The 13,250-nt window shown below is 45.0% G+C and carries 10 protein-coding genes and 12 tRNA genes; 4 read left to right on the forward strand and 18 right to left on the reverse strand.

The genetic code is table 11. The annotated features are described in order from the left end of the window. The first annotated feature begins 457 nt into the window (after positions 1-457). Positions 458-1,894, forward strand: a complete 1,437-nt coding sequence (locus tag NL643_RS18730) for an NAD-dependent succinate-semialdehyde dehydrogenase (protein WP_253644971.1) — start codon at positions 458-460, stop codon at positions 1,892-1,894. 282 nt (positions 1,895-2,176) lie between these two features. Here the strand turns inward: NL643_RS18730 and NL643_RS18735 are convergent. The 16 genes from NL643_RS18735 to mutY form a co-directional block, all read right to left on the reverse strand. Further along, positions 2,177-2,252 (reverse strand) — tRNA-Asn (locus NL643_RS18735). Positions 2,253-2,267: 15 nt separating this feature from the next. Further along, a tRNA-Thr gene (locus NL643_RS18740) sits at positions 2,268-2,343 on the reverse strand. 40 nt (positions 2,344-2,383) lie between these two features. Then, positions 2,384-2,459, reverse strand: a tRNA-Asn gene (locus tag NL643_RS18745). Between the two features lie 22 nt (positions 2,460-2,481). Continuing rightward, positions 2,482-2,557, reverse strand: a tRNA-Thr gene (locus NL643_RS18750). A 53-nt stretch (positions 2,558-2,610) separates the two neighbouring features. Next, a tRNA-Phe gene (locus tag NL643_RS18755) sits at positions 2,611-2,686 on the reverse strand. 233 nt (positions 2,687-2,919) lie between these two features. After that, positions 2,920-4,545 carry a methyl-accepting chemotaxis protein gene (locus NL643_RS18760; RefSeq protein WP_046875116.1) on the reverse strand — a complete coding sequence of 542 codons (1,626 nt, stop codon included), beginning with the start codon at positions 4,543-4,545 and terminating at the stop codon, positions 2,920-2,922. A 379-nt stretch (positions 4,546-4,924) separates the two neighbouring features. Next, positions 4,925-5,000: transfer RNA gene (locus NL643_RS18765), tRNA-Asn, on the reverse strand. Positions 5,001-5,038: 38 nt separating this feature from the next. Then, positions 5,039-5,114 (reverse strand) — tRNA-Phe (locus NL643_RS18770). A gap of 7 nt (positions 5,115-5,121) precedes the next feature. After that, positions 5,122-5,197 (reverse strand) — tRNA-Thr (locus NL643_RS18775). A gap of 70 nt (positions 5,198-5,267) precedes the next feature. Then, a tRNA-Asn gene (locus tag NL643_RS18780) sits at positions 5,268-5,343 on the reverse strand. A 55-nt stretch (positions 5,344-5,398) separates the two neighbouring features. Continuing rightward, positions 5,399-5,474: transfer RNA gene (locus tag NL643_RS18785), tRNA-Phe, on the reverse strand. A 7-nt stretch (positions 5,475-5,481) separates the two neighbouring features. After that, positions 5,482-5,557 (reverse strand) — tRNA-Thr (locus NL643_RS18790). A gap of 66 nt (positions 5,558-5,623) precedes the next feature. Continuing rightward, a tRNA-Phe gene (locus tag NL643_RS18795) sits at positions 5,624-5,699 on the reverse strand. Positions 5,700-5,799: 100 nt separating this feature from the next. Continuing rightward, positions 5,800-6,939: a membrane-bound lytic murein transglycosylase MltC gene (gene mltC, locus NL643_RS18800; protein WP_005393998.1), complete on the reverse strand. Its 1,140-nt coding sequence runs from the start codon at positions 6,937-6,939 to the stop codon at positions 5,800-5,802. A 78-nt stretch (positions 6,940-7,017) separates the two neighbouring features. Next, positions 7,018-7,290, reverse strand: a complete 273-nt coding sequence (locus NL643_RS18805; RefSeq protein ID WP_005381002.1) for an oxidative damage protection protein — start codon at positions 7,288-7,290, stop codon at positions 7,018-7,020. A 19-nt stretch (positions 7,291-7,309) separates the two neighbouring features. After that, complete coding sequence (gene mutY / locus NL643_RS18810; protein WP_005393997.1) at positions 7,310-8,386, reverse strand: A/G-specific adenine glycosylase; 1,077 nt, start codon at positions 8,384-8,386, stop codon at positions 7,310-7,312. 203 nt (positions 8,387-8,589) lie between these two features. On the opposite strand from mutY, the gene trmB reads away from it, so the two are divergent. From trmB to glsB, 3 genes are all read left to right on the forward strand, one after another. Then, positions 8,590-9,309 carry a tRNA (guanosine(46)-N7)-methyltransferase TrmB gene (gene trmB, locus NL643_RS18815; RefSeq protein ID WP_006743099.1) on the forward strand — a complete coding sequence of 240 codons (720 nt, stop codon included), beginning with the start codon at positions 8,590-8,592 and terminating at the stop codon, positions 9,307-9,309. A 17-nt stretch (positions 9,310-9,326) separates the two neighbouring features. Continuing rightward, positions 9,327-10,355, forward strand: a complete 1,029-nt coding sequence (locus NL643_RS18820) for a TRM11 family methyltransferase (protein WP_005393988.1) — start codon at positions 9,327-9,329, stop codon at positions 10,353-10,355. Between the two features lie 98 nt (positions 10,356-10,453). Beyond that, positions 10,454-11,374, forward strand: a complete 921-nt coding sequence (glsB, locus tag NL643_RS18825; protein WP_005393987.1) for a glutaminase B — start codon at positions 10,454-10,456, stop codon at positions 11,372-11,374. Positions 11,375-11,434: 60 nt separating this feature from the next. On the opposite strand, the gene hemW is transcribed toward glsB, so the two are convergent. Then, entirely contained in the window at positions 11,435-12,613 is a 1,179-nt protein-coding gene (hemW, locus tag NL643_RS18830) for a radical SAM family heme chaperone HemW (RefSeq protein WP_253644972.1), read from the reverse strand. A gap of 18 nt (positions 12,614-12,631) precedes the next feature. Continuing rightward, positions 12,632-13,234 carry an XTP/dITP diphosphatase gene (locus NL643_RS18835; protein WP_005381009.1) on the reverse strand — a complete coding sequence of 201 codons (603 nt, stop codon included), beginning with the start codon at positions 13,232-13,234 and terminating at the stop codon, positions 12,632-12,634. Positions 13,235-13,250 lie beyond the last annotated feature (16 nt).

Below are 13,250 nucleotides of genomic sequence, written 5' to 3' on the forward strand. Positions count from 1 at the left end.
GCTGACGGAAGAAACCAGCTTCAAAGCTGGGATCAAAAGAAAGCAGAAAAAAGCGAACCGTAGCAACAGCTACCTTTCGCAAGTCCTTGCAGGGCAAGGGGTTTCGTAATCTTTCCCTGACCTTATAGTAAATGCTGGAGACTGATGAATCCGCATAAGCTAGCTCGTCGTCTGCACTCTGTCACTGCGTATTTCGTTAACGCTTTTCTCTAGCAAGGGGTTTCTACTGCTACTTCGCAAATATTCATCGTTCTAGTGTTCTGGATAGTCCCTAGGAGAATGGATTGCTGGAGTTTGTTACCGCTAGTCTGATTTAGTCATTGGAAGAGAATGAGCGTCTAGACTGTTAAGAGAATAAAGTCATTCGAACATTCATGTCTTTTAGAAAACTTTGTTTTCTTTGCTGATCTTGCTAGTAAAGATTAACCTAAGAGGAGTTCTCGTAGGAGTAAGTTTGATGATGCAACAAATAAAAAATGAAACCTTGAAATCCGTATTTAAACAATGGTCTTCCGAAGAGGGAATTGTGGTCATCAACCCTGCAACTGAGCAAGAGTTAGTTCGATTAAAGCCCAGTGCTCTTGAGGAATTAGATGACATTATTGGTAAGTGTAAAACCGAGCAAATTCGCTGGGCAAAGTTAAGTGCTAAAGAGCGCTCTCGTCGCTTGAAAAAGTGGTATCAATTACTCTTTGATAATGCAGAAGACATTGCCACAATTATTACCTTAGAGCAGGGGAAACCATTAACCGAGAGTAAAGGGGAGGTGATGTATGGCGCCTCTTTTGTCGAGTGGTTCTCAGAAGAAGCCAAACGTGCTTATGGCGAAGTTATACCTGCCCCCACGACAGATCGACGTCTGTCTGCTATTCGCCAGCCTGTAGGGGTATGCGCTGCAATTACGCCGTGGAACTTCCCTATTGCGATGATTACAAGAAAAGCAGCACCAGCCCTGGCGGCAGGTTGTGGTATGCTGATTAAACCCTCTGAGCTTACTCCTCTTACTGCAATTGCTGTTGTTGAATTAGCTTATCAGGCAGGAATCCCAAAAGAACTGCTTCCTGTGGTGGTATCAGAGCAGGCAGCTGAGTTTGGCCAAGTACTAAGTACTGATCCTAGGATTAAGAAAGTTTCTTTTACGGGCTCTACGCGAGTCGGGAAGATTTTGATGAAACAAGCCAGTGACTCTGTCAAAGCGGTTTCGATGGAGTTAGGTGGTAATGCACCTTTTATTGTTTTTGACGATGCAGATTTAGATGCGGCGGCGGAAGGGCTTGTCGCTTCGAAGTTCCGTAATGCAGGGCAAACATGTGTTTGTACCAATCGGCTGTATGTTCATGAAGGTGTAAAACAAGTTTTTATTGAAAAAGTATTGTCGAAGTTAAACAAATTACAGCTTGGTAATGGTTTAGAGAAAGGTGTCACATTAGGTCCGGTTATTACGATGGCTTCTAAACATCGCCTAGAGGCAGTGATCGATCAAGCCGTACAAGAAGGAGCTTCTATTGCCAACTCTCCACAGAGACGCCCTGGGCGCTTTATGGAGCCCGTTCTTTTGGATAGCGTCAAGCAGCATATGTCGATTGTTCAGCAAGAGCTATTCGGGCCTGTGTTACCTATTATTACCTTTGAGAATGATGAACAAGTTCTCGGAATGGCGAATGACACAGAGTATGGTTTGGCTTGTTACTTCTACACGAATAACTTCAAGCGTATTGTTGCTTTCAGCGAAGGCCTGGAATACGGCATGGTTGGTGTCAATGAGGGGATTATTTCTACTGAGGTGGCCCCGTTTGGTGGAGTGAAAGAGTCAGGAGTTGGCCGAGAAGGTGCGAAACAAGGGCTCGATGAATATTTGGAGACAAAGTATATTTGTCTCGGTGGTTTAAGCTGAGTTGGTTGATTTAAGCAAAAAGCTGGGTTTTACTGGCTTTTTTGATCTGGGAGATGTGTGCCACCCACTATGATTATTATTTATTGGTGAGCATTGCTTATGGTGGGACTATCGATAGAAAGCAGAGTTGTTGGTGAGCAGATATTCCACTCTAAGTTAAGCGATGCCTTCAAGGTAATGATCTAAACTCTGATTTTCTTTCCTGAGTGACATGAGTAGAAAAGAGTTTGACTTTAAACCAATGCAAAAAAGCCGTATCAAGAGATACGGCTTTTTCTAATATGGCTCCTCCTACTGGACTCGAACCAGTGACCTGCGGATTAACAGTCCGTCGCTCTACCAACTGAGCTAAGGAGGAACAAATTTTAATAAGTGGTGCCGACTACCGGAATCGAACTGGTGACCTACTGATTACAAGTCAGTTGCTCTACCTACTGAGCTAAGTCGGCACATTTTCGTTAATAAGTAATCGACTTACTAACTGAAAAATGGCTCCTCCTACTGGACTCGAACCAGTGACCTGCGGATTAACAGTCCGTCGCTCTACCAACTGAGCTAAGGAGGAATTGTCTTTTTAAAAGAATAAATGGTGCCGACTACCGGAATCGAACTGGTGACCTACTGATTACAAGTCAGTTGCTCTACCTACTGAGCTAAGTCGGCACACTATATTCTTTAACTATTGTTCGTGCTAAGCACCAACAATTAATAAATTGTGGTGCCCGGAGGCGGAATCGAACCACCGACACGAGGATTTTCAATCCTCTGCTCTACCGACTGAGCTATCCGGGCGACGAGGTGTATTAAACGGTTTTTCGGCTCTTAGGTCAACCATAAAATTAAAATAAAATATCGTTTGATGAAAATGTGCTCGGAGTGGGCTGTTTTTATGCATTTTTGATACAAATACACCATTAACTAAGCTTTCTTTAATGGAGAGATAGGAGTTTGAAAGTAGAGTAAATGGATAAAAACAAAAAAAGCACGCTTGAAAACGTGCTTTATACTAAACAATTGACTTTAACCTAGTGCTTTACAGAGAACTTGTTTACCCAACCTTCTAGCTCATCCGCCAGCGAAGCTAAACTTTGAGTGCTTGATTGACTCTCCGTTACCACAGAGTTGAGCTGGCTTCCGCTTTCCTCGATAAGATTGACGCGCAGCGCAATATCATCACTAACCTGAGTTTGTTCGGCTGCTGCGGTCGCGATCTGCTGACTCATTGCGGTGATAGATTCTAACGCCGTTACAATTTGCTGCAGAGCTTCAGAGGCATTCTTAGACTCTGTTACTGTGCCCTCACTGGTTTCTGCACACACTTCCATTGTGTGAATAGCGTTACGGGAACCTTCTTGCAGGTTGGAGATCATATGCTGAATCTCTTTAGTGCTATCTTGTGTTCGGCCTGCCAGGTTACGCACTTCGTCGGCAACAACGGCAAAGCCTCGACCTTGCTCTCCGGCACGTGCTGCTTCAATGGCAGCATTGAGTGCGAGTAAGTTTGTTTGCTCTGCAATATCGCCAATTACATCGAGCACTTTCACTATACTATTTACATCCTGATCTAGATCGGCGACCGCTTTACTTGCAGTATTTAATTGAGAAGCCAAACCTTGAATGTTTTCAACAGTACTGTGAATCAGCTTCTGAGTATGCTGACTTTGTTTATCGGCTTCGTCTGTGTTGTTTGCTGTATCACTTGCCGAGTTGGCAACATGGTTGGCTGAAGATGCCATTTCAGTCATCGCAGTGGCAATCATTGCTGTTGACTGCTGCTGGGATACGGTGAGATCGGCAATCGTATTTGAGCGAGATTCTACGGCAGATAACTCAGCGCGCAGTGCGTGCATGGATTTCTCAAGGTTTGTCACCATGGTGGCTAGTGATTGACTCATATCTTGCACCGCACGATAGATACTTCCTCTCGGCGCCACTGCATCAAAACTGGTCTGAATGTCGCCTTGTGCGACAGCTTGAACGGCTTTGCGCACATCGTTTGGCTCTCCACCAAGTAGATTGAGCATCTTGCGAATCGAGATTATCAGGCCACCGAGAATACTCCCCGCGATAACTAAACACAGTACAAGCTGCCATTGAGCGGTAGCCCAGAAGCGAGCATTCACCTCATTAAAGCCGATCCCTGTACCTACAACCCAGCCCCAATGTGGTGTTTTCTCGGCAATAGAGTGTTTTTCTTCAATGCTTCCGTCGGCCTGCTTTTGACTCCAGGTATATTCGACGATTTGACCTGTTTTGCGCCCCAAAACATCTAAGATAAGTTGGCCGACGCTGTTGCCATCTCCATCACGAAAGTCGTGAAAGCTTGTTCCATGTAATTGAGGGTCAAGCGGAGCTGCAACAAAAATCATGTTCTCATCTGCGACATAAACGTATTCGTTGTCTTTGTAGATATTATTACGAAGTAGGCGAGTGGCTAATGATTTCGCTTCGTCCTCTGGCATTTTGCCTTCGATAGCCATTTTTTCTACTTCGGTAAGAATGCTGTACGCACTTTTGAATAGCTCAGTAACCCGAGCTTTGTTATCAAGGTTACTTGCGACGCGAAGTGTCCATAAGCCCGTTGCGGTCAGTGCTAGGAGTGCTAGCAATATGATCGCAGATAATAAATAGGCTTGAGTTTTTAGTTTCATATTTGGCTCACAAATAAAGTGTCATCACTATGCAAGGCATAGTTAAAAGAAGAAATGTAATAACTCGGGTATCTTAGTGAAGATGAATATGAGCGCATACTAGTGCGTATTGAAATTATGATGAGGATTAAATTTTTAGCGTAAAATAAGTGTTTTTTAGAGATTGGGCTTAATATTTTGCGATGCTAGAAACAGAGAAACAGAGAAACAGAGAAACAGAGAAACAGAGAAACAGAGAAACAGAGAAACAGAGAAACAGAGAAACAGAGAAACAGAGAAACAGAGAAACAGAGAAGCAGAGAAGCAGAGAAACTGGGGGAATGAAATGAACGTAGGGCAGATGCCAAAAAGCCGCATCAAAAGATGCGGCTTTTAAAAATGGCTCCTCCTACTGGACTCGAACCAGTGACCTGCGGATTAACAGTCCGTCGCTCTACCAACTGAGCTAAGGAGGAATTATTCGTGTATCGTGTTTAGCAATGACACCAAATAATGGTGCCTCGAGGCGGAATCGAACCACCGACACGAGGATTTTCAATCCTCTGCTCTACCGACTGAGCTATCGAGGCAAAAGAATGGTGCCGACTACCGGAATCGAACTGGTGACCTACTGATTACAAGTCAGTTGCTCTACCTACTGAGCTAAGTCGGCACACTTTATTCTTTTTAGAAGAGATGAACTCTTCGTTTTAAGAATCTCATTTATATGAAATTCTTAAAGTTGGCTCCTCCTACTGGACTCGAACCAGTGACCTGCGGATTAACAGTCCGTCGCTCTACCAACTGAGCTAAGGAGGAACTATTCTGTTTTGTGTCTTGCCAATGATTTAAAATTAAGCAAGCGCACCAAATATGGTGCCTCGAGGCGGAATCGAACCACCGACACGAGGATTTTCAATCCTCTGCTCTACCGACTGAGCTATCGAGGCAAAAGAATGGTGCCGACTACCGGAATCGAACTGGTGACCTACTGATTACAAGTCAGTTGCTCTACCTACTGAGCTAAGTCGGCACACTTTATTCTTTGTGCTTTTGTCCGTGTTATAACATTTCGTTAAGACACCAACAAATCAAATTGTGGTGCCCGGAGGCGGAATCGAACCACCGACACGAGGATTTTCAATCCTCTGCTCTACCGACTGAGCTATCCGGGCAACGGAGCGCTATTAAACGGATTTTCCCGCTTTGCGTCAACCACTTTTTTTAAATAATTTCAAAAAAGTGCTTGTTCGAACGCTTTTTATTCAACTATCACTACAAAGTTTGCTTTGAGTTAAATTCCTTTTTGAAATTTGTAACTTTTTCTAGGTAACGACGAGCTTCTGCGTTCGGGTGTTTCTTAGTTAGTGCCCAATAAACTTGGTTGGGTTGCAACGAATTAAGATCTTGCATTGCGCGTTTGCGATCGCTGCGATGGAATGTGTTTAAAACACCTCCAGTACCGCCATTGTAAGCGGAAATCATACTGTACTCGAGAGAGGTAGGGTGATGGACTTCTCTTAAATAACGATTTTTTAAAATGTAGAAATACGCAGTACCGGTATCGATGTTGTTTTCTGGATTAAACAAATATTCAGGGCTTGGCTGGCCTGAGCGCTTTTTCACGAGCTTGAATACGTCTCGACCGGCGGTTTTAGGTACAACTTGCATTAAGCCATACGCATTTGCCCAACTTACTGCGTACGGGTTGAAGCTGCTCTCGGTTTTAATAATGGCGTATATCAAATCTTCTGGAATATCGTATTTTTTGGAAGCTCGGCGCACGATATCGGCGTATTGGTAGCTGCGTGTTGAAAAATGGTCTTCAACCATGGGGATTTCGACGTAATACGCTTTCTTGAAATCAACGTCTTTGGTCTTGATCTTGTTTGCGATGAGATACTCCGCAAATCGGTTTGCCCGCCAAGACCACTGAATTGGCTTATTGTCTTGATCGACAACTTGTTTATACAGAAATGGTTGCCCTTCTAACGTGATTCCTTTTGAGGAGAACAAGTCGACGTGAGCTGGATCGTCTGGCGTGAGTAAGGTAGTGACAATCGCCTCTTTGAGGTGCTTTTGGGGCTCGGTCGGTGATACGGTTTCAATCGTGATCACGCCTTTGCGAAAGTCGACTTCGGCACGGCTAAGGTAGTTATCGATATATTTGACGTAATTACTTTTGCCTGCGTACTTAATTTCTTTTTTACCCCAGCGCTTTTGAATATTACCAGAGAAACTATTGATCAGGGCATCCAACGCGGCGGTATCTTTTTCAAATTGTCCAGGTAGCTCAGCTAAGTTATTGGCAAAACGGTTTGTGGGCTCGTAGTTGACGTCATAAATCTTTTCGACGAATTCACGGCTACAGCCAGCCATTAAAAGTGCGGCAGCAATAAAGACAATTTTTTTCATAAGTATCAGGGCTATTGAAGGTAATAGAAAAATGACACCACAAGTGGTTGTGATGTCATTGTTTTAACTCAAGCGACTTTATTCGCTCGGCGGTGTGTAACCTTCGATATGAACGTCTTTTCCTTCAAAGAGGAAGTTTACCATTTCTGTTTCGATCAGTTTTCGGTGCTCTGGATCCATCATGTTGAGTTTCTTTTCGTTGATCAACATGGTTTGTTTGTGTTGCCACTGAGCCCACGCTTCTTTCGAGATGTTGTCGAAAATGCGTTTACCTAGTTCACCAGGGTAAAGTTGAAAGTCTAGACCTTCGCCTTCTTTTTTTAGTCGAGCACAAAATACAGTGCGGCTCATAATGACTCCTTGTATTCAATTAACGAAGTTCGTGGGGTAGCGCTTCCAGCAATAGTTTTACTGGCGCAGCTAAACCGACTTCTTCAGGTTTAGATAAGTTATACCAAAGACCTTTGTTGCCTTCCATTATCACGTCCGGTTGCTTTGATAAATCAATCAAAATTGGCGTGATATCGAGGTGGTAATGGCTAAAGGTATGGCGAAAGGTAATCAGTGTTTGCTGCTGCTTGATATTGCTGGCTTGAATGCCACGTTGATCCAGTAGCAATTCAATGTCGCTTTCTACATCCACATGTTCGGTTTGTGGGAAGCAAAATAAGCCACCCCAAATGCCTGTTTGTGGTCTTTGTTCTAACCACACTTCATGACCATTTTCGGTGTTGTGGTGAAGCATTACAAAACGAGTTTGCTTGATTGGCTTGTCTTTTTTCGGTTTTTTACCCGGGTAATCGAGCACATTGCCTTGTTGTTTTGCCACACACAGATCCGCAACAGGGCAGAGGCTACATTTGGGTTTGCTGCGTGTGCAGACCATTGCGCCCATGTCCATCATTGCCTGGTTATACTTATCTACATCCGTTTGTGGGGTATGCGTTTCGGCAATTTCCCACAGCTGGTTTTCAACCTTTTTTTGTCCTGGCCATCCTTCGACTGCGAAACAGCGGGATAGGGTGCGCTTCACGTTGCCATCAAGAATCGCATGTGGTTGTTTATACACAGACGATAAAACGGCGGCTGCGGTAGAGCGGCCAATCCCCGGTAAGGCGTTCATTTTCTCTATATCAAGAGGAAACTCACCATTGTATGTAGAGGCGACCTCTTGTGCTGCTTTGTGAAGGTTACGGGCTCGGGCGTAATACCCTAAGCCAGTCCAAAGGTGCAGGACTTCATCTTGCTCAGCATTGGCAAGATCGATAACGGTTGGAAAACGCTCCAAGAAACGTTGGTAATACGGAATAACCGTAGTGACCTGAGTTTGCTGAAGCATGATTTCAGACAACCAGACACTGTATGCGGTCTTATTTTGTTGCCACGGAAGAGCTTTTCTTCCATATGCGTCATACCATTCTAGGATGGCACTGGCGAAAGGTGTCACGACTTGCTCTGTATTCTATTATTGGTTAGGTGCAAAATTGCACCACATAATGGGCAAGAAGTACAACGGATAAACAGCAGGGATATAAAGAGGTGTGCTATTGCTTTTGGGCTGCCATAGGCCAAGAGCTCAACAAATACTTGCACCTCAGTAAATTCTTTGGATAATCCCCGCTTTGATTAATCAATGTGCAGGCAAAATCAATGAGTGAAGTAACCACTAACGAATACAACGAAGACGGAAAGCTGATCCGCAAAATCCGCAGCTTTGTGCGCCGTGAAGGGCGTTTGACTAAAGGTCAAGAGAGCGCGATGAATGAATGCTGGCCAACGATGGGTATTGACTTCAAAGCTGAACTTCTCGATTGGAAAGAAGTGTTTGGTAACGACAACCCCGTTGTACTAGAGATCGGTTTTGGTATGGGTGCTTCATTGGTTGAAATGGCAAAGAATGCACCAGAGAAGAACTTCATTGGTATCGAAGTACACAGCCCGGGTGTTGGTGCTTGTCTTGCGGATGCGCGTGAGGCGGGAGTTACTAACCTGCGTGTGATGTGCCATGACGCAGTGGAAGTGTTTGAGCATATGATTCCAAACGGCAGCCTATCGACACTGCAGTTGTTCTTCCCAGACCCTTGGCACAAGAAACGTCACCACAAGCGTCGCATCGTTCAATTAGGTTTTGCTGAAATGGTTCGTGAGAAGCTGATCCCTAATGAAGGTATTTTCCACATGGCGACAGACTGGGAAAACTACGCAGAGCACATGATTGAAGTTATGAACCAAGCGCCAGGTTTCGAAAACATTGCTAAAGATGGTGATTTCGTTCCTCGTCCAGACGACCGTCCTTTAACGAAGTTTGAAGCTCGTGGTCACCGTCTTGGTCACGGTGTGTGGGATATCAAATATAAGCGTATCGCGTAACTAGAGGAGTTCATGGGATGTACCATTACGCGATATTAGCGAATCCGGGTCATAACCGAATTTACTTTGATAGCGCAATGACCATTGCCTGTTCAGAGCTAAAAGCAATTTTAGCTTCACAAGGCGTGGATGTGACAGAAATTGGTAGTAAAGAGGTTGGCTTACCTGCAGCGTTGGTGTTTTCTTGTCAGGAAGCTCTAAGCGATGAGCAGACGCGAAGAATCGCAGCCTCTTCGATTTACTATGCACTATTTGAAGTGCGCGAAGATGGTTTACTTCGACCAATTCAAGCGTCAGCGTTCAATACTTTCCCGGAAAGCATGAGTCAGATTCTGCGTTATACCGGGAAAACAAACGAGCAGTTTACTCGCTTGATGGTAAATATCGGCATTAGTTCGTCCAATACGGGAAGTGAGCAGCTGACCTTAATGGATCCAATGTGTGGTAAAGGTACAACCTTGTTTGAAGGCTTGATCCATGGTTTGAACGTGGTGGGGGTAGAGATCAATGCCAAGTGGGTGCAAGAGATCCAGACCTTTATCGTTAAGTTCATGAAGAATGGCCGCTTTAAGCACAAAGTGAGCAAAGAAAAGCGCACTGCGGGTGGCAAGAAAGTGGCGGATGGTTTCGTGGTTGAAGCTGCAGCAAATAAAGAAGATTACAACCAAGGCAATCTTCAGTTTATGAAGCTGTATTCGGCTGATACTCGTATCGCTGATCAAGTCGTGAAAAAGAACTCAGTTGACGTGATGGTGTCTGACTTGCCTTACGGCGTGCAGCACGGCAGCAAAAATGCCAAGGACAGCAAACTGAACCGCAGCCCACTAGAGCTTTTAAAAGAGGCTCTGCCTGCATGGAAAGTGGTACTGAAAAAACAAGGTTCAGTGGTGTTGTCTTTCAATGAATTTACGTTGAAATGGAAAGACGTCGCGGCATTATTTGAAGAGCAAGGTTGGAAGGTACTTTCAGAAGAGCCTTACATCGGTTATCTTCACCGTGTTGATCAATCTATCAACCGCAATATTATTGTGGCAGTAAAACCATAATCGACTTGAGTCGAACGAACCCTATGGAAAAGCCAACGACACGTTGGCTTTTTTTACCTCTGAGCTCAACGAGTTCTCTTGTAAATAGAAGGTAGAGAATGAAACCGACAGTGGAAATTTTGACAGATATTTTGGCGGAAGTGCGCCCTTTAATCGGCCAAGGCAAAGTGGCTGATTACATTCCTGCTCTGGCAAAAGTACCCAGCAACAAGTTAGGTATTGCGGTATACACCAACGAAGGTGAGGTTATTAAGGCGGGCGATGCCGATGAACCTTTCTCTATCCAATCTATTTCAAAAGCATTGAGCTTGACGTTAGCGATGTGCTTGTACAAGCAAGAAGAAATTTGGTCTCGAGTGGGAAAAGAGCCTTCGGGGCAGGCATTTAATTCGCTAATCCAGCTAGAAATGGAGCAAGGTATTCCTCGCAATCCTTTTATTAATGCTGGAGCGATAGTTGTGGCGGATCTGTTGCAAACTCGCTTATCTGCACCTCGTCAGCGCCTATTGGAATTTGTACGTCAGCTTTCTGGTGATACTCATATTGTGTATGACAAAGTCGTCGCGGCATCCGAAATGATGCATGGTGATCGGAATGCGGCGATTGCATATCTCATGCGCTCGTTTGGTAACTTCGAAAATGAAGTAATTCCAGTGCTGCAAAACTACTTCCACGCTTGTGCACTGAAGATGAGCTGTGTCGACTTGGCTAAAACGTTTAGCTATTTGGCAAATAAGGGCACATCGGTACAAACGGGTAAGCCCGTTGTTTCTCCCGTGCAAACCAAACAACTTAATGCACTGTTAGCAACGTGTGGCCTGTATGATGGCGCGGGCGAATTTGCTTATCGTGTTGGCATGCCTGGTAAGTCTGGTGTCGGTGGTGGCATTATCGCGGTAGTACCTGGCGAAATGACCATTGCAGTATGGTCTCCAGAGCTTGACCCTTCAGGTAACTCCCTTGCTGGTACTAAGGCGCTTGAATTGCTATCGGAGCGAATTGGCCGTTCGATTTTCTAATGTTGAATGTTCTATATAAAAAGCCTCTCAATTGAGAGGCTTTTTTGTTTTTGGGTTGCGTTACTCTTCGCTTTCTTCGGCCATAAAGGCTTCGAGCAAGTCATTAAGGAAGAGCTTCCCTTTTTCAGTAATTTGCCAATGAGTGGCGGTTTCACTCAAGTAGCCCATTTCTAACGCCCAATCAATAGTTTCTTGAATCGTACTGAGCGGCAAGCCTGTGGTGTCCACGTAATCTTGCTTCGGGCATGCTTCCATTAAGCGAAATCGGTTCATAAAGAACTCGAATGGACGATCTTCATCCGCGACGACATGTTCCGTATGCAGATAAGGTTTGACCATATTTTGATAAGCCGCTAAATAGCCACGCGGGTGTTTTACCTTTGTCGTTCGAATAATACGTCCGTCGGTAAAACTGAGTTTGCCATGAGAGCCACAACCGATACCAAGGTAATCGCCAAAGCGCCAGTAGTTGAGGTTGTGCTGACACTGATAGCCCGGCTTGCTGTAACCCGAGATTTCATATTGCACATAACCCGCTGCTGAAAGTTTTTGGTCTCCGAGCTCGAAAATATCCCACAAGTCATCATCGTCAGGTAGCGTTGGTGGCTTGTAGTAAAACATGGTGTTTGGTTCGATGGTCAGCTGATACCAAGACAAGTGCGGCGGTGCCAACTCAATCGCTTTGTCCAAATCTGCCAAGGCTTGTTCGATGCTTTGATCAGGTAAGCCGTGCATGAGATCGAGGTTAAAGCTGTTCAAACCGATTTGGTGCGCCAGCTTAGCAGCATTGACGGCTTCGTCTTGGCCGTGAATGCGCCCCAAACGCTCAAGCTTCTGCTGCTCAAAGCTTTGCACACCGATAGAGATACGCGTTACACCAGCTTTGCGGTAGCCAACAAAACGCTCTGCTTCGATAGTGCCTGGGTTCGCTTCCATGGTGATTTCGATTTCAGGCTTGAACGGAATACGCGCTTCAATGCCCTTAAGTAGACGCTCGATGCCTTCTGCCGAAATCAAACTCGGCGTACCACCACCAATGAAGATTGAATGCAGTGGACGTGGCGCTTCGTTAAGGCGGTATTTTTGAATGTCAGTATCCAAATCTTCTAGAAGGGCATTGATGTACTCTTCTTCTGGAATGTCCGCTTTTAGTGCGTGTGAATTGAAATCACAATAAGGGCACTTTTGCACACACCAAGGGATGTGTACATACAAGCTGAGTGCTGGGGGCGTTAACATGGTCTAATTCGCTCGTGATTACTGAGACACTTGCTCAGACAGTTGAGCAAACAACGACTTGAGCGCTTTACCGCGGTGAGACAGTTGTTTCTTACGTGCAGGTTCAAGTTCGGCTGACGCACAGTTGTCTTCAGGAACAAAGAAGATTGGGTCGTAGCCAAAACCATTTTCACCGTGTGCTTCAGTTAGAATGCGGCCTTCCCATTTACCGTGGCAGACGATAGGCGTTGGGTCGTTCTCGTGACGCATGAGGACTAATACACAGTGGAAACGTGCTGTACGCTCTGCTTCTGGTACGCCTTCCATTGCCGCTAGCAATTTTTCTAGATTCTCTTGATCAGATGCGCTCTCGCCTGCGTAACGTGCAGAGTAAATGCCCGGAGCGCCTTTTAAGAAATCGACTTCTAATCCAGAGTCGTCTGCAATGGCAGGAAGCCCTGTTTCTTGTGCGGCATGGCGAGCTTTAATGATTGCGTTTTCAATGAAAGTTGTACCCGTTTCAGCTACTTCCGATACATTGAATTCACTTTGCGCTAATACTTCAAAGCCGAAGTCAGACAACAAATCTGCCATTTCACGAACTTTGCCTTGGTTACCAGTTGCTAGCACAATTTTTTTCATGGGAATCTCTTTTAAT

Source organism: Vibrio sp. Y42_MX_L11 (assembly GCF_024181785.1).
Lineage (GTDB): Bacteria > Pseudomonadota > Gammaproteobacteria > Enterobacterales > Vibrionaceae > Vibrio > Vibrio diabolicus.

Excerpts from the sequence above, each read along its gene's own strand:
- NL643_RS18730 (WP_253644971.1), top strand. The coding sequence starts at position 458 with ATGATGCAACAAATAAAAAATGAAACCTTGAAATCCGTATTTAAACAA.
- NL643_RS18760 (WP_046875116.1), bottom strand. The coding sequence starts at position 4,545 with ATGAAACTAAAAACTCAAGCCTATTTATTATCTGCGATCATATTGCTA.
- glsB (WP_005393987.1), top strand. The coding sequence starts at position 10,454 with ATGAAACCGACAGTGGAAATTTTGACAGATATTTTGGCGGAAGTGCGC.
- hemW (WP_253644972.1), bottom strand. The coding sequence starts at position 12,613 with ATGTTAACGCCCCCAGCACTCAGCTTGTATGTACACATCCCTTGGTGT.
- NL643_RS18820 (WP_005393988.1), top strand. The coding sequence starts at position 9,327 with ATGTACCATTACGCGATATTAGCGAATCCGGGTCATAACCGAATTTAC.
- trmB (WP_006743099.1), top strand. The coding sequence starts at position 8,590 with ATGAGTGAAGTAACCACTAACGAATACAACGAAGACGGAAAGCTGATC.
- NL643_RS18805 (WP_005381002.1), bottom strand. The coding sequence starts at position 7,290 with ATGAGCCGCACTGTATTTTGTGCTCGACTAAAAAAAGAAGGCGAAGGT.
- NL643_RS18835 (WP_005381009.1), bottom strand. The coding sequence starts at position 13,234 with ATGAAAAAAATTGTGCTAGCAACTGGTAACCAAGGCAAAGTTCGTGAA.
- mltC (WP_005393998.1), bottom strand. The coding sequence starts at position 6,939 with ATGAAAAAAATTGTCTTTATTGCTGCCGCACTTTTAATGGCTGGCTGT.